Genomic DNA, 15,642 nt, shown 5'->3' with positions numbered 1-15,642 from the left:
CCAGCCTCAATTTAGCCATTCTTCACATCATATATAGTTGCGTTACACGTAAGGGCTAATACGTGTAATCAATGGCGAAAATTATTATTTCTACGTTGTTAGAAAAAAGTGGAATCGGCAATTAAAAGTGCTTGAGCCACTATCAAGCCCTTGAGTTGGAGGAAACAAAGCTAAATCATCCGACTATTTGCCTGTAACCCTTATTCTCTCGTTACCCCCGTAAACAGTTACAGTAATTTCATCATTATTACTTGATGTTTTTACTTTACATATATTTACGTAATAGTGTGATATATCTACTTGTAAGCTTTTAGTGCATTGCTCACTATGAAACAAAAAAAAACAACCCTAAGACTGGTATAGGTAGGATATTTTATACTTCCAAAACCAAGATTTTCTTATTAATCTGCGTTTTTATCATTAGTGTTTTTGGCATCTTGTTATCAAATTGGTTGGTAACAAGCCAGACAGCCTTCGCAAAAATCGATCTTTTGCAACCTGCACCGACTCAACCGCTAGGGTATTACGACTATTTTGGCAAACTACTTAACCCTCAAGAAGCAGCGCAAGTAGTGACAGAAAAAGGGCTAGATCCTAATGACTCAACTTCCTATCAACGGGTTGGGGCAGTAAAAATTACTAAGGAATTAATAGTGCAAGGTGAAGATATATTTTTCAACCGTAAGATTGGAGATATATTCGGTTTGCAAGGGGTATTTGGTTTTGGACTTGGCATTGCTAGAATTTTACCAGAATTACAGACAGCAATAGTTAAGCTGCAAGGTCAGCCAACAACGAACTTACAAATTATTCTTCAGAAGGATATAGCGTTAGGTAGTCGAACTTTCCCCAAAGGAACTGTCGTCAATACAGGCTTAAAAATGGAAAGGGGAGGAACTTTTCCCATTGGGCTGGGAATCACACCTAACATTGATATTAGCTGTGCTGCTTGCCATGTATCCCTTTCAAATAAGGGTGAACGTCTTTTGGGAGTACCTAATGGCGAAATTGCCACGCCATTGCTAGTTGCTTTAGCACCAAATTCTTCTGCGGCGTTTTCGCGTTTAAAGTTGAATCCCCTAAACCCACAATACCAAGGCAATGGGAAAATTATTCTAGATAGTAAAGGTAATAAAGTAGAATTACCTGATCCAGAAAAGTTTGAAAAAGCTTTTGACGATGCAGTATTGGATGTACCTTTTGGTAATTTTGAAAGTTCTTCAGATAGTATCAACAATACTACTCAAATCCCCAGTATTTTCACATTTAAAAATCATCCTTATTTCCTTGATGGACAGTTTGCGGTGGGGCCATTTGCGGGACTCAGCGCTGTCAACAACGCTGTTCATTCTTCAGAAATCAATCTATTGGCAGCTGCTCAACTCAGTGCAGAGACTCTTGGTATTGATCCAGAAGTTTATATTGGTACATTTCTTCAAAATGCTGCCGTTCCCAATCTACGTTTACCAGAAGGAGTGATAGTAAAACCCTCTGAATGGCTGCGGGGGGTAATTGCACCGAATCCTACACAAGCAGAATTAGAAGACCAAATTTCCGCTCCTGGCACAGGAACTTATCCAAACCTGCGCCCCAGTTTATTTACTTACAACGGTTTAGTTTTCAGTCCAAATACTGGAAAGCCCGGAGATATTGCCAGTGGGACTTTCCTATTTGCTGACAACGCCATGTCTGCTTTTCAAAATAGCTTAGTACCACCTGCCAACCAGACTTCGGAAAACTGGCAAGCGTTGAACAGCAATTCTGTTAAGCGTGGAGCAAAAGTATTTGAGAAAGCTAATTGTGCAACTTGCCATATTCCACCCTTCTTCACTGACAACAAAATTCATTCACTCGATGAAATCGGTACTAATCCAGCCCGCGCTCAGTCTCGCCTGGGGCTGAATAAATTGTTAGTGCCACCCAAGTTATACACTTTCAACACTCCCGTTCCGATACCTGCTGATGCTGAAGTGTTGGATGTACCAACGCAGGGGATCTCCGATACTCCCACAACTCTACCCAAAGGTATATTGCCAAAAGGTGGTTACAAAACTACCTCCTTGCGTGGTCTTTATTTAAGTGCGCCATATTTGCATGATGGTGGTGCAGCTGTACGAGCAGGAAGTCTGAAAGTTGACTCAAATGGTAGCTTCACGGTTTTTGACAAGAGTGGGTTAGGGCTAACTGGCACTCTAAGCCTTGGTATACCTGCCGATGCTGCTAGTAGCCTGCGTGCTTTAGTTGATCGTGAACTTCGTGCAAAAGTTGTGAAAGCCAACAAAGCTAACCCTAGTTTAGTGCGTAGTAACCTTGATGGCACAGGTCATGACTTCTATGTAGATAGGCAGGCTGGGTTTAATCCAAACCAGCAAACAGACCTGATTAATTTCTTACTAGCACTTGATGACGTTCCTGGGAACTTCTAATTGAAACTGAGGCTGATACAAAGAGTGAATCTACCTTTCATCCGACACTAACTTCGGGCAAAAGTAATACGGAGTTGCGTTCAAAGATATTACTTTTTATTTGGAAACAGGGGTTTGGGAGCCAGAAGAAAGAATATTCTGACTCCTACCAGAATTTTTACTTTATTTTTTTGGAGAATTATCTAATGGAATTAGTCAAAAAGCTTGGCATTGCTACCGCTAGTGCTGTTGTCGGCTTGACTGGTGTCGGTGCGTATTCTACAGCGCAAGCTGCACAGTTATTTGATTTTCAGTATTCTTTTCCCCGTTACGAAGCAAATGGTACGGCTATTTCAGCTAGCGGCACTCTTACTACAACTGATCTAGACCCCATAAACAACAATTACACAATCACAGGTATAAGTGGGACAAGGACAGATCAAGGAATTGCAGAGACAATAATCGGGTTGCTCTCACCGGGTACATACGGTGTCAACGATAATCTGTTGAATGCGAGTGAGCCACTGTTAACCACGAACGGTTTTTCTTACCTGGTTTCTGGTAACGGGGAAGACGGTCAAGGAAACGTTAACGTATTCTACAGTAGTTTAAGTGAAGGTTATTCAGAGCTTTCAAGTGATGTGGATTATGGCAACTTTAGTATCACTCCACGTCCTGTTCCCGAACCTCATACAGTAGGTGGCTCATTAATTGCTCTTGGTTTTGGCTGGTGGAGGAAACGAAAGCAAGCAGTAGCTTCCCGAAAAAAGCCTCATAAAAGCAAGCATTTAGGGGTAAAAGTAGCCTAACGCAGCAGACTATTGCTTGCGCCATCACCTAGAGAGACATCCCTTTACTCTGTCTTCTTTCTTATCGCTCTACATCTTCTCTTAGAGGAGTTGGAACTTTATCCACTTTGATTCTGGTTCAGTGAGTAAAAAGAGTTGAACAGCACATAAAAATCGCTATGAAAGTTCCGACTCCAATTCAAATCGGAACTTTTTAGCAATGGTGAGCGATCGGTATCCAAAATCATCATCAAAGCTGAAACGTTTGTATCGTAGTACTTACAGGCTACTTTGCCCCTGGTGACAGCTTCCGTAACACTACCCCTAAAAGGTATTGAGCCGAGATGCGCGACGTGAAAGTTGTGCGTAGAGGCAGTAGCCTATTTTGGGGTTGCTGCCAAGATACGGATACCGTTTGCGAATTCCCCAAATGGTATTGAGCCGAGATACAAGTAAAAAGCAGCAAGATGGTCTGAAAAGCCTTGCTGTATATAAGTTTGAGCGTTTTTGAGGCGAAAGTAGGATTTTGCCCGAACATACTTGCACTCTGAGGGTCAATAATTGCTTCTCGTCTACCACAGAGAATAATAAATACTGTGTGGGAAGAGGCTTATATTTTTGGCTGTAAGACCTTTCCTGTAAGAGTTTCAGCGAATATTACGGCGAAATATATTTATCGTTCAACCTGTAAAACCTGTAAATAAAATTAATAAATACTCCAGTTCTTGTAGCGATACATACCCAAGATTTGCGCTCTCCTGACAATTTTACTGAAAAATGCCTAAACCCTATATATAGTAAGAGTTTCCAGACCATCTTGCAGGTTTTTACTCACATCTCGGCTCAATACCAATTTAGTGTCACGCTCTCAAAAATTTTCATCATAAAAAATATTTAAAGACTCAAATCATCTTCTCTTTGCTGCTTTAGTTCTTGCACAGATGCTACTTAAACGCCGTGAACAAGCTCACCAGGATGCGATCGCCAAGCATCAACAATTCCTTTCTCTACGCAATCGCTCTTTGGCAGACTGAAGATCAACACCTTGATGTAACCAAGTCAGGAACATAACCTTTGTGACGCGGCTCAAGTCCTCAGTAAGAAGTAATCTTGCCACCGAGAACTTGAAGCATTTATTCATATCTACTTTTTTTTCACCATCTTCCACTATCTGTAATCAGTGGATTCAGCCAGAGTCCGCCATTGTGCCGTCTCTTGCTCGACGTAAGCGTTTTTCTCAGCAATGGCTCGAAGGGTGTCTGTGCCGAGCGGCAACCGTAGCGGTGGCGTATCCGCATTCGCAAGTTGAAGCATCGCTTGAGCAAGCTTGGTGGGGTCTCCCGGTTGTTGATAGCTCAGGTCAGAGGCGATTTTACGAACTTTACCAACTGTCTCGGCGTAATCGGGAATTTCCATTGCAGTGCGCTGGAGTGAACTGCCATCGAGAAAATTGGTGCGGAAGTATCCTGGCTCGACCACCGTTGCATGGATGCCCAGAGGCGCTAACTCATCATGCAGCGCTTCGGTAATGCCTTCAACGGCAAACTTGGTTGAGGAGTAGATTCCCCACCCTGGAGTAGAGCGATAGCCCCCGATCGACGATAGGTTGATAATGTGTCCAGAGCGGTGTTGACGCATACTGGGCAATACGGCACGAGTCATGTTCAACAGCCCGAAGACATTCGTGCGATAAACCCGCTCAACCTCTTCTGCGCTGGTTTCTTCGATACCGCCGAGTACACCAAATCCCGCATTGTTGACTAATACATCGATCTGCCCAAAGCGTTCCAGTCCTGCTGCAACTGCTGCTTGCACCTGAGCCTCGTCGGTAATATCCAAACTGAGCGTCAACACATTTGGGTTTGACTCAAATTGATCCAGCTCAGTTTTTTTGCGGGCGGTTGCAATTAATTGATCTCCTGCTGCCAAAACAGCTTTCGCGATTTCGGCTCCAATTCCACGAGAAGCACCCGTAATGAACCATGTTTTCTGAGTCATTTGTATATATCCTTTATTGCCTTATCCTTTCATTGCTTTTCTGGTATGGGTTCATCATAGGCTTTAGAAAAGAGGTTCTAAATACATAAACCTCGCAGATCATTGCCTAATCCTCTCAAGCAGAACGATGGTACTCAAAAGAATCCTCTATAATTAGGTGCAACAAAATGATGAGAGCGATCAAGAAACTGCTATGGCAATTGAACCCTTGAAACGCGAGACGGCGATTCATGCTTGTCAAGAACTGGTGGAACTAGTAACTCACCATACGGATGACTTGGGGAACGGTATCCATTCAACCGCGATCGCTCAGTTAGAATTTATGCGGGAATCTGCTGCTCCTACAGCACTGTGCGCTGTGTATGAACCGACACTTTGCATTATTCTTCAGGGTAAAAAAGAAACCTTACTGGGCAAGGAAACCTATCACTATGGTGTGGCTCAATATATTGTTGTCACAGTGGATCTGCCACTTAGTGGAAATATTGTCGAAGCGACACCGGATAAGCCGTACCTATGCTTTAAGCTGAGCTTGGATGCAACTCAGCTTTGGAATATTATCGAGCAAATCCACCACAGCCCAGATAAAAAAGAAACTTCGGTTAGAGGCTTGTTCGTTAGTGATGCTAATGCACCGTTGATTGATTGTGCCACTAGACTAACACGGCTGCTGGATACGCCCCAGGATATTCCATTCCTGGCACCGATGATTATTCGCGAAATCTATTACCGTCTTTTAATTGGTGAACAAGACGAAGCGGTTTGGCAGATTGCGGCATCAGGCAGCAATATGCAGCGCGTTGCAGAGGTAATTAAACTTATCAAAGCTAATTTTACAAAATCATTACGCGTTGATGATTTAGCTCAGCAAGCGAGTATGTCTCCTGCATCATTCCATCGCCATTTCAAGGCAGTTACCTCAATGAGTCCATTGCAATATCAAAAACAGTTGAGATTATTGGAAGCACGTCGTCTGATGCTGGCTGAAAACGCTGATGCAACCTCTGCTGCTTATCAGGTTGGTTATGAGAGTCCTTCACAGTTCAGTCGTGAATATTCTCGCTTATTTGGTACTCCACCCATGAAGGATATTGAACGTTTACGAATCGCCTGAACATTGCAGTTCGCTATAAATAACAGACATTCCACTAATGGGCTATTTCGTGGAATCAAGAGCGAAAATTATTGATTTTACGTTGTTAGGATTTCGTTGAATTCGCAGTTGAAAAATATTTAATCTCTGCAATGAGGCATAAGTAAAGCACTGGAGACGGTAAGCGCTTTGCTTAAACTAATGCTAAAGATCATATAGCTTGGTTTAAGTAGTCTCATCAATTGGTGGTGTAATACCTTTTTGGTCTTTGACCAAAAGGATCTCTGAGGTATCAGGGTACATGATGTTTTTAAGCTTTGATCTACCATCGCCTCAGCTTTGTAAATATTTTGTTATACTTGTTAATATAAATTCACAATCTAGGTGCAACACCACTAAAGAGGAGAATGCCCAATAGCTCAATAAGTGTACGACTACTAACCGCAGCTAGGTATTAACACTTCCTCTCCAGATTTTTAGCATTTCCCAAAAAAGTTTTCCTCCAGTTGGGCGATTGAGCCTGAAATGAATCAACCTATGACATTATCTTTAGAACAAGAATTTAGCCTGAGAACTTTTGCTGACCAAGTGCAGCAGATGTCCCGTGAACAAGCTCAAGAGCTTTTGCTCATGCTGTATAAGCAGATGATGATTCGAGAAACGACATACCAGGAATTGCTCAAGCATGAGTGGAAACTAGATTCAGATGCTGTCTGGGGGTAAAGACTGCTGGTAAATATCAAACCTGTTGTAGATATATAAATGTCGTGTATTTCATTTTTTTGCATTCTAGCGATTCCACTTTTTAGGATGTTGGAGCGCCAATTGAAAGTGCTTTCACCGGGAGCAAATATCTCATTGCTCCCGGTGGAAATGTGCTGCTGAATGCTTGAGACACATCTATGAACTTGCGCCAGCTTCAGCAACCTCTGCATCTGGTTTAGGCTCTTTCGCATTAAACTTAGTGAGGCTGTCGCCAACCTCACTGGTCTTCAAAACCGTGCATGAGAGTTTCCAACTCACACGGCTCCTCAGTCGATTGATACCTGTCATGTATACCTCTGGTTGGTTGAGATTTGGCTTCTATTTATAAACCTTCTGTCCGTGAATTTGGTCGTGACAGTGACGGTGTAAAGCCATGAGATTATTGACGTGGTTGTTTGAGGTACAACCGTCCTGATGATGGACTTCAATTAAATCTCCCGATTTGAAGAGCAATCCACAATGTACACAAACTCCTTTCTGGAGTTTAAGTAATTTTGCTACTTTTGGATTTATTTCAGGGTGTTTTCTTAATCGAGTAGTCCAGTATTGCCAATTACCGTCGAATGGGGATGATGAACCTTTCACAATTAAATGTCGGATTTTGGGTGTAGCTGAATGCCTTCCCAGATATAGTCCTTCTGTAGTTGCAAAAGTCCATTTCGCCTTACCAATTTGTCGCCAATACTTATTGACTACTTCCCTGATTCCTATATTTTGATGTCTTCTGATTGCCCATGCCAGCAATTTCTTGTAGATCAGTTCATCCAGCTTACGGAAAGTTTTTCCACTACAAGCAGTTCTATAGTAGTTAGTCCATCCCGTTATCACTGAGTTGAGTCGCTGTATTAAGACATATTGAGGTGTCGAGCGATGTTGATCTACGATTGTGGCTAAGTGTTCATAATGCCTTTGTATGGCTTGGAAGCTAGGTTTTATGATGGTTTTAAACCCTAAAGGTTCGTTCTGGTAATTTCTGGCTGAATTATGTTTATCAGTGTGATATTGCCGGATTTCAAACCCTAAGAAGTCAAAACCTGTTTGATAGCCCTTGCCGGATTCCAGGGAGTGAACAATTTGTGTTTTCTCCCAATTAATTTCCAACCCAATTTGTTTTAACCACTCTTGTGCTACTTGTTGGCACTTTTTGAGAACTTGTACATCTCTATGTAGGATTACAAAGTCATCGGCATACCTAACAACTTCTGGTTTCCAATTGTGTTGGCGTTTACCATTAACGGTAATTGAACCAGGGATAGCTGCCCTCACTGCTGTTTCCAGTCCATGAAGGGCTATATTCGCTAGTAAAGGTGAGATGACACCTCCTTGTGGAGTGCCTTCTTCTGTTGTCAACCAATTGTTTCCATCCTTTACGCCTGCTTTGAGCCATTGACTGAGAATTCGTTTGAGTTTTGGAAATGTCTCAGTTTTTTGGAGCAGTTTCGAGTGGTTAATGCGGTCGAAGCATTTCGATATATCGGCATCCAAAACGTACTTTGGACACTGCTTAATACTCGAAAATATTGCTTGTATTGCATCATGGGCTGAACGTCCGGGTCTAAAACCATAGCTTTTTGCTTCAAACTTAGCTTCCCATTCGGGTTCCATTGCCATTTTGACCAATGCTTGTAATGCCCGGTCATACATGGTTGGTATTCCTAATGGGCGTTTTTCGTTTTTGCCTGGCTTGGGAATCCAAACGCGTCGCGTTGCTTTACCGGAGGGTTTCAATTTCAGGTTATTTACCAGTTTCAAACGCGCTTCTGGGGTTAGAGATTTTACTCCATCCACACCTGCGGTTTTCTTACCTTGATTATCCTGTGTTACCCTTCTTACCGCTAAGTATTTAGCTGAAGACGAGTGTATTAGAAGACGTTGTAGCCTGTGGATTGCTCGGACATCTCCACGTTGAGAGGCTTGAAATATCCGCTTTTGGAGCTTAAATACTGCCCTTTCTAGCTTACGCCAAGGGATTGTATTCCATCTATACATCGGTGGTGACACCGTGTCCATAACATTTCCACTCTACTTAGTAGCTATTTCTTTCAATCAACCGTGAGTCCGTCAGCATATCCTCGTTATTACAACGGGGCTTTAGCTTCTGACTCAATCTTCACCTTGATTGCATACGGTTAGCACCTGCTCAGGTCATCGACCTTTTGCCTGAGAGCATTTCAAGGTTTACTCCGTTCCGTATATCCGTTTGGCGATGTATTTAGGGTGGCGTACCCTGCCGGATTATCTGTGGGGTGATTGCTTGTCACAAGAAATATGACCAGCCCTTGAATGTCGCAGAAATGGACTTTCTTATAACCATTGCCTTTTGGCTCCAGCGTCTCAACCTAATTTCGCTGGTTATTCGTTACGACAGTAAACCGCCTTCACTCACGTTACCCATACACATCTGTGCTAGAAGGGATTCTAGGTTAGGTTCCCAGTTACCTCCATTACACCCCGCTTTGAGGATTGATGACTAGTCGCTACCTCAGGGGTATTGCTTTCACTCCCTCACCAAGGAGGGCAAGAATTACACTTGCACGGATTTACAGTTGTCTAGGTTCTGTAAAAAAATTTTAACCTAGCGACGAATCCCTCAAGCCGGGACTTGGCTTGATTTCTCGTCAACGGATCGCACTTTCTTTTCAAATATCTGAATCCCAGCATCAATCACTTCAAACCCGTTTTCTGTGCGCTGTCCAAGCTTGCCCGATACAGCCCCAGCCCAGTCTGCAAACTCCGAGGCGCTAGTTTCAGCCTTCCGCCAGCTTTTAGCATTAACTTGAGCAGTGAAGACTATGCCGTTCTGATCAGTCAACTCGATTGCAACTTTTTTATTTTCTGCTGGTGTGGCTGTTGGTAGTGACCCGCTAAATTTTATTGTTACCTCACTTTTGGCTTCCATACCTTACCCCTGGCTCATCATCAATTTCATTTTCTTCGCTCTTGATATTATCAGGCTTGATGGAATGGCATCACACTCTCAGGTACGTGGTAGAGAAGTTCGCCTCCAGATGATGTTATGGCTTGTAAGTAGATGACCAGCCAAACAACTGACGTAACCGTTGTGAGGGATTGAACTTAAACACCCAACACTCTCGTCCTGTTCTGACGTAAAAAGTGCCAAAGTTCCGTAGAGAAACACTCTCTCCAAGTTTTAGCGATTCATAAATTTCTTCTACAGTGGCATCAATAATTTCTTCAACTGTGCCACTGCCTTTGCTTAAACGTTCTTGAACGCGCCGTACCAATTCCTTTTTATCGATAGACATCTCGCTTCCGCTCCCTAAAGATTTTCTATGTGCAGGTGAGTGGCGAAATCATACTAATTTTTTTGGCTGACGAAAAAGTTCGCATCCTAAGCATTAATTAACTCGAAAGGCATTTATAAGGTATTTACAAGGATTTTATCAAAATGTCAGAAATAAGGTTCTGCAATGGCATTTTAATGGTATTCCAATGGCAAATATAAGGATTTATTTGCACCTTTAACACTGAAAATCATCCTTTTTTACAAAATGGCTCTTTTTTGTCAAAAATAAGGTACTGCAATGGCATTTCCAAGGTATTTACAAGGTAAACATAAGGTAAATCTAAGGACTTAGACCCCAAAAAGCTAATTTACCACCCTGATTTCTCCGCCAAAAATTCTTGACCAAAACTTACGCACAGTACGCCAAAAAGTTTGGCCAGTTTTTTTGAGCCAAAACTGAAAAAGAAAAAAATAGCCATCAAAAAATACTACTGAATAACTACACAATCACGACAAAAGCCACCGATGAGTTCACCCCTCTTTTCACTTTCCGTATTGCGGGGGGTAAGAGGGGTGGAGAGAGGAAATGTCCAAGGCAATTGAAATGATCTTTTTCTCAACTACTACTCGACACCAAACAGCTTGTATTTCTGTTTCATTTCCAATGACAGTTCTAAATCGATCAAACCGTCAGTGTCCTCATCCCAGGTTTGGTCATTATCAGTGGACACTAGCTACACATTTATAATCACCACTAAGTCTATGCAATTAGTGGTTTTTAAATCACCAAATTGTATATCCAATCACAATTTCTTTTGGCTTAGTCTAGGCTTAGTCCAGGATAGTCGTAGACTAAGCCTAGACTAATTCTAGGGTTTGAGTAATTTCTGTTTGTCATTCAAAAAAGTTGTTGCAGACTAAGCCTGGGCTTAGTCTGCACTAAGCCAAAAGCATCTGCTATTTCTCATCAAAAAGCCTATAATCCTTGTTGCCACTAGCTTGGAGCTACTTTTTCGCCCAATTTCGGGCGGTTTTTCTATATTACGGCTGTGTTGCACTTATACTTCAAAAATCCCTCTCCCTAACTTCAACAACTTCAACTTGCCAACCCAGCATTCGAGATAGACTGCAAATCGCTCTCACCATTAAAGCAAGTGTCTACTCAAGTAATTGCTTGAGCAAGTGAATCTGTAATTCCAACTGTGAGACAGAGTAAATCACAGCAATCTTGAGAGTGTCGCTGTCAGCACCCTGACGCTTCATGACAAAAGGCCCCCAGCACATCCTTAAAGTACTCAAAACAATTTTAGTCAAACCTCTGCCCGACATTTTATGCTCTCGCTCTCGTAAAAATTGCAGCAACTGACCATCGCTACTGTCGTGACTGCGCTTAATCGAAAGCACTTCCAAATTAGGTTGCTCCATGTCCTGTATTCCTACCGAATTATAGGGGATTGTGTGTAAGGCATCGTGTTGATTGATACCAAATTCCAATGACTGTCAAAATGCGCCGTAAACTACCCCTAAGTACCCCTTTACTGTACCAAACGACAGTCGTTTGACTGTCATTGCCCAAAAACCCGATGACTGTCAAACGACTGTCGTTATGTACCCTAAAGGTGCTTTTGGGCGTATTTTCGCACCAGGCAGTAAGCGCGATTTCTCCCCCAAAAGTGGATTTCGGGCATTTGTATAAGTGATACCATACTCACTATGGTTTCATGCCCTGCGGGTGGCTGCGCCATCTCTCGCTGCGCTCGTGACATGAAACCGCCGTTCGCCCGAAGGGGTTTTTGAGTACTACAAAAGCACTGCATTTGTAGCATAATTTTTTTATGTCGCCACTAACAATTCTTAGAATTGAGAAACTAAAAACATTCGGCAACGTTGCCGGAAGTGATGACCATGTTACCAGAAACAGAGAAACACCCAACGCAGATCCAACTAAAGAGAATGTCCGGTTGATTGGGGGAGAAGACGAACGCGCACTCGAAGAGATAGTCTTTGAAAAAATCTCTACGCTACTGCATCGCCCTCGGCATGATGCAGTGTTATGCACTGAAATGTTTCTCTCGGCATCACCTGAATATTTCCGTCCAAAAGATCCATCTCTGTCGGGGCAGTGGTCTGATTCACTGATGCAGCAATGGGCGAGTGCATCTCGTGACTGGCTAGCTCAAAACTATGGATCAAAGTGCGTCAGGGCAGAACTCCACCTAGATGAAAGTACCCCACACATTCACGCCTACATCGTGCCATTGAACGAGAAAACCGGGAGAGTAAGTCATGACGCGATGTTTGGCGGCAGAGGTGGGCAGGGAAGAATCAAGTTATCCAAGCTCCAAGATAGCTATGCGGCTGCACTTGCTCCTTTGGGCATTGAACGAGGGGTTAAGGGCAGCAAAGCAACCCACACCAAAGTAAAAGAATATTACCAAGCCGTTAACAGTGAACCACTCACCGCAGTGATTACAAATAACCAATTAGCGCCAACGCCATTTGAATCAGCTAGTAGTTATGTAACCAGGATTCAGTCTGATGACCAGTTCCAAGCGATTAATCACCAACTGGCTGACCGGGCTTTCATGCAAGAGCGACTATCCCGTGCAGAACAACGGGCTAGAGCCAGCGAGAAGGAACGACAACGGCTAGAAGAAATTGTGCGAACGCTGGAATTGAAAACCCAACAACTGCGCGACTTGCCTCTTGTTGATGTCGCCTGGGAGTTGGGGCTACACCACGAGGAAGGAAAATGGAAGGGTCACGGACACATCATTAATATAGATGGGCCCAAATTCTACGACTTTGCCCCCGATCAACAAAAGGGATCAGGTGGGGCGATTGACTTGGTGATGCACGTCAACCAGTGCAATCTACGGCAGGCGGTTGTCTGGTTGCATGAACGATTTGGGGAAGCTGGGGCAGAACGAGCAGCGATCGCAAAAGCTCGTGAAGTGGCTGCTGAGATTATCCAGTTAGAACCGCGAACCCCGTTTCAGCTACCAGTTGAGGATAGAAACAATTGGTCTGCCGTTGAACATTACCTCACTCAAAAACGTGGTATCCGCTCTGATTGTGTGCAAATGCTTCATAACCAGGGGCTAGTTTACGCTGATCAGCAACAAAATGCTGTTTTTGTCATGCGAAATCAACAAGGTCAACGTAACGGTGCATTCCTAAGAGGAACTTGGGGAAAGAACAACACTTTTAAGGGATACGAGAAAGGAACCAAACGCCGTGACAGCTGGTTTTACTTCCACTTGGGGGGTAAAGCTAATGATAAAACCTCAACAGCGATTCTATGTAAGTCCCCCATTGATGCTATTTCAAGAGCCATGCTGGAATATCTTATCAGGGGCGATGTTCCACCCGAACGAACACTCTATATGGCTATTGATGACTTCAATTGCTTACCTCTTGAGCGATTGCGAGATATCAATAATGTAGTGGTGGCGTTTGGTAACGATAAAAGCACTGATGCGGTGGCACAGCGTGTATTAGAACTACTGCCACAGTCCAAAATCAAAAAATCTCAGGCACATGATTGGAATCAGCAGCTACTTGATTATGGGCGACAGTTAAGGCAACAGCAGCAACAGCATGAAAGAGATGATTTGAGCCTTTAAAGGTTTTTCATGAGAAGGATTTTTGAGAGCCTGACATTAAATTAGTAAACAACGGGTCTGCTATACTGCCAAAGTCAGTAACTTATTTGAAAGCGCGTTGGCTCACAATTCCAACTAGGGTTGCCATAGCAGCACGAGGTAATAGGCGCGGCAAAATATTTGATTCCAAGGAATTTTTGAAACCGGGAATGACATAATGCCGATTTTGCTCCAATGCTGACAGCCCAACACGAACAACTTCCTGCGGTGAATGCTTTCCAGCTACAACGTCGCGCCCCATCGTGTTAAAGAAATCTGTGTCTGTTGCACCTGGACAGAGAGCTAACACCTTAATTCCTCGTTTTCGGTACTCAATCCATAACGCTTCACTGAATGAGAGAACAAATGCTTTGGTTGCTGCATATACTGCCTGCCGAGGTAATGGATAGAAGCTCGTTGTTGAACCAATATTGATGATGGTACCCTCAGCCTTTGCTAACATTGCTGGAATAAACGCATGAGTCAAATCCACAACAGAGACAACGTTTAGCATGACTTGTTGATGGTCTTTGTCAGGTGAAATCGACTCAAACATTCCGTTAGTACTGAAGCCAGCGTTGTTCACGAGCATATCAACACTCAACTGTCTTGTTTGCGTCTGTTCATAGACACGTAACCCTTCTCCTTCACGGCTGAGGTCAGATGTAATGACTTCAACACGAATGCTGTATCGGTGACGTAGCTGCCCTGCCAGAGTTTGTAATTTATCAAAAGAGCGCGCTACGAGAACGAGGTTCATTTGTCGCTTTGCTAATTCATGAGCAAAAGATTCTCCGATGCCGCTGGATGCGCCAGTAATCAGAGCAGTTTTCCCGGTGTAGTTCATGGTTTTTCTCTTGCGTTGGTTTGTTAAAAGACACAAAGTTTATCTATTGAATAATTCAATTTTTGAACTTTATAGTTAAAAAAATTGATTCTGTTAGGTCGTCAATAGATTACCCTTCTGTTGATTGATCTGTGCTGCTGCTTTTTTCATCATCCGAAGCATCTCTTGTTGCTCTGACTCATTGAGAGCATTGAGAATTGCTCGACTGACCTTTCTGTAATTCTCAATTTCCATTTCATAAATTTCCCCTCCTTCAGGTGTGAGACAAATTTTCACAATTCGTCTGTCTTCATCGCAACGATCTCGGCACAAATATTTCTTTTTAACTAACTTGTCCACAATTCCCGTTGTGTTGGTGATACCGAGTTTTGCTCGTTCAGCAATCTCACGCATCATTAGTGGCTGGAACTGCCCCACTACATTAATGACACGGCATTCCTGCTTATTCAGGTTGACCACTTCTCCTGAACTTTGCTGTGCTACCTCAAAAAGGTCAGCCAGGATAGCAATATATCTCGTTAATTCGTCTGCTTTGTCCACAGTGCGGCTTGATTATTTGTTCAATATTAGAACATTTCAAAAATTGAATTATTTTGAGTATACCCCAGAAAATGCTAGTGATGCCAGCCTGTTAAAGAAATACTGCCACAGTCCAAGCGGCTCAAGTGCAAGGCTGACGATTGGAACCAGCAGCTACTCGATTATGGGCAGCAGTTAAGGCAACAGCAGCAGCAGGATGATGAATTGAGTCTTTAATAGTCAGCGTTCTAGTAGTGAACCATCCGTGAGAGGTTAAGATAAAGTGCATTTTGTCAACCAGTTAAAATACTCAAAATAGTCTTATTGAAAATGATA

General features: G+C 43.0%; 13 protein-coding genes. 5 read left to right on the top strand and 8 right to left on the bottom strand.

The window, feature by feature from the left end; all coding sequences use genetic code 11:
* Nucleotides 1–452 precede the first annotated feature (452 nt).
* Together ACEYW6_RS29430 and ACEYW6_RS29425 are read left to right on the top strand one after the other, a co-directional pair.
* Nucleotides 453–2,426, top strand: a complete 1,974-nt coding sequence (locus ACEYW6_RS29430; protein ID WP_412982544.1) for a hypothetical protein — start codon at nucleotides 453–455, stop codon at nucleotides 2,424–2,426.
* A gap of 185 nt (nucleotides 2,427–2,611) precedes the next feature.
* Nucleotides 2,612–3,214 (top strand): PEP-CTERM sorting domain-containing protein, encoded by a 603-nt coding sequence (locus tag ACEYW6_RS29425; protein ID WP_412982543.1) that lies wholly within the window; start codon nucleotides 2,612–2,614, stop codon nucleotides 3,212–3,214.
* 1,146 nt (nucleotides 3,215–4,360) lie between these two features.
* Here the strand turns inward: ACEYW6_RS29425 and ACEYW6_RS29420 are convergent.
* A complete protein-coding gene (locus tag ACEYW6_RS29420) occupies nucleotides 4,361–5,191 on the bottom strand; it encodes an oxidoreductase (protein WP_412982542.1) in 831 nt (276 codons plus the stop codon).
* Between the two features lie 157 nt (nucleotides 5,192–5,348).
* Here ACEYW6_RS29420 and ACEYW6_RS29415 point away from each other — a divergent pair, with 157 nt between their 5' ends.
* On the top strand, nucleotides 5,349–6,305 hold the full coding sequence (locus ACEYW6_RS29415) for an AraC family transcriptional regulator N-terminal domain-containing protein (protein ID WP_412982541.1): 957 nt from the start codon (nucleotides 5,349–5,351) through the stop codon (nucleotides 6,303–6,305).
* 504 nt (nucleotides 6,306–6,809) lie between these two features.
* Nucleotides 6,810–7,007 carry an NblA/ycf18 family protein gene (locus ACEYW6_RS29410; protein WP_044520365.1) on the top strand — a complete coding sequence of 66 codons (198 nt, stop codon included), beginning with the start codon at nucleotides 6,810–6,812 and terminating at the stop codon, nucleotides 7,005–7,007.
* Between the two features lie 360 nt (nucleotides 7,008–7,367).
* On the opposite strand, the gene ltrA is transcribed toward ACEYW6_RS29410, so the two are convergent.
* The 4 genes from ltrA to ACEYW6_RS29390 all read right to left on the bottom strand — a co-directional run bounded on the left by ltrA (nucleotide 7,368) and on the right by ACEYW6_RS29390 (nucleotide 11,721).
* Entirely contained in the window at nucleotides 7,368–9,059 is a 1,692-nt protein-coding gene (gene ltrA / locus ACEYW6_RS29405) for a group II intron reverse transcriptase/maturase (RefSeq protein WP_412982540.1), read from the bottom strand.
* A 580-nt stretch (nucleotides 9,060–9,639) separates the two neighbouring features.
* The gene (locus ACEYW6_RS29400) at nucleotides 9,640–9,948 is read right to left on the bottom strand and encodes a hypothetical protein (protein ID WP_190899025.1); all 309 of its coding nucleotides are present in this window, start codon (nucleotides 9,946–9,948) and stop codon (nucleotides 9,640–9,642) included.
* Between the two features lie 115 nt (nucleotides 9,949–10,063).
* Nucleotides 10,064–10,315 (bottom strand): HU family DNA-binding protein, encoded by a 252-nt coding sequence (locus ACEYW6_RS29395; protein WP_412982539.1) that lies wholly within the window; start codon nucleotides 10,313–10,315, stop codon nucleotides 10,064–10,066.
* Nucleotides 10,316–11,454: 1,139 nt separating this feature from the next.
* Nucleotides 11,455–11,721: a hypothetical protein gene (locus ACEYW6_RS29390; RefSeq protein WP_412982538.1), complete on the bottom strand. Its 267-nt coding sequence runs from the start codon at nucleotides 11,719–11,721 to the stop codon at nucleotides 11,455–11,457.
* A 410-nt stretch (nucleotides 11,722–12,131) separates the two neighbouring features.
* On the opposite strand from ACEYW6_RS29390, the gene mobV reads away from it, so the two are divergent.
* The gene (gene mobV / locus ACEYW6_RS29385; RefSeq protein ID WP_412982537.1) at nucleotides 12,132–13,922 is read left to right on the top strand and encodes a MobV family relaxase; all 1,791 of its coding nucleotides are present in this window, start codon (nucleotides 12,132–12,134) and stop codon (nucleotides 13,920–13,922) included.
* Nucleotides 13,923–14,004: 82 nt separating this feature from the next.
* Here the strand turns inward: mobV and ACEYW6_RS29380 are convergent, their stop codons facing one another.
* The 3 genes from ACEYW6_RS29380 to ACEYW6_RS29370 all read right to left on the bottom strand — a co-directional run bounded on the left by ACEYW6_RS29380 (nucleotide 14,005) and on the right by ACEYW6_RS29370 (nucleotide 15,595).
* Nucleotides 14,005–14,787, bottom strand: coding sequence for an SDR family NAD(P)-dependent oxidoreductase (locus ACEYW6_RS29380; protein WP_196522645.1), 783 nt, complete (start codon nucleotides 14,785–14,787; stop codon nucleotides 14,005–14,007).
* Nucleotides 14,788–14,880: 93 nt separating this feature from the next.
* Nucleotides 14,881–15,327, bottom strand: coding sequence for a MarR family winged helix-turn-helix transcriptional regulator (locus tag ACEYW6_RS29375; protein WP_412982536.1), 447 nt, complete (start codon nucleotides 15,325–15,327; stop codon nucleotides 14,881–14,883).
* A 121-nt stretch (nucleotides 15,328–15,448) separates the two neighbouring features.
* Nucleotides 15,449–15,595: a hypothetical protein gene (locus ACEYW6_RS29370; protein WP_412982535.1), complete on the bottom strand. Its 147-nt coding sequence runs from the start codon at nucleotides 15,593–15,595 to the stop codon at nucleotides 15,449–15,451.
* Nucleotides 15,596–15,642: the final 47 nt, after the last annotated feature.

The sequence above is a fragment of the Nostoc sp. UIC 10607 genome (assembly GCF_047228265.1).
In the GTDB taxonomy this organism is placed as follows: Bacteria; Cyanobacteriota; Cyanobacteriia; order Cyanobacteriales; family Nostocaceae; genus Nostoc; species Nostoc foliaceum_A.
Note: the sequence above shows the minus strand (reverse complement) of the source record. Positions and strands in the feature narration are given on the sequence as shown.

Bases quoted from the DNA above. Each gene is read 5' to 3' on its own strand.
- ACEYW6_RS29425 (WP_412982543.1), top strand. From the start codon at position 2,612: ATGGAATTAGTCAAAAAGCTTGGCATTGCTACCGCTAGTGCTGTTGTC.
- ACEYW6_RS29420 (WP_412982542.1), bottom strand. From the start codon at position 5,191: ATGACTCAGAAAACATGGTTCATTACGGGTGCTTCTCGTGGAATTGGA.
- ACEYW6_RS29410 (WP_044520365.1), top strand. From the start codon at position 6,810: ATGAATCAACCTATGACATTATCTTTAGAACAAGAATTTAGCCTGAGA.
- ltrA (WP_412982540.1), bottom strand. From the start codon at position 9,059: ATGGACACGGTGTCACCACCGATGTATAGATGGAATACAATCCCTTGG.
- ACEYW6_RS29400 (WP_190899025.1), bottom strand. From the start codon at position 9,948: ATGGAAGCCAAAAGTGAGGTAACAATAAAATTTAGCGGGTCACTACCA.
- ACEYW6_RS29395 (WP_412982539.1), bottom strand. From the start codon at position 10,315: ATGTCTATCGATAAAAAGGAATTGGTACGGCGCGTTCAAGAACGTTTA.
- ACEYW6_RS29390 (WP_412982538.1), bottom strand. From the start codon at position 11,721: ATGGAGCAACCTAATTTGGAAGTGCTTTCGATTAAGCGCAGTCACGAC.
- mobV (WP_412982537.1), top strand. From the start codon at position 12,132: ATGTCGCCACTAACAATTCTTAGAATTGAGAAACTAAAAACATTCGGC.
- ACEYW6_RS29380 (WP_196522645.1), bottom strand. From the start codon at position 14,787: ATGAACTACACCGGGAAAACTGCTCTGATTACTGGCGCATCCAGCGGC.
- ACEYW6_RS29370 (WP_412982535.1), bottom strand. From the start codon at position 15,595: ATGCACTTTATCTTAACCTCTCACGGATGGTTCACTACTAGAACGCTG.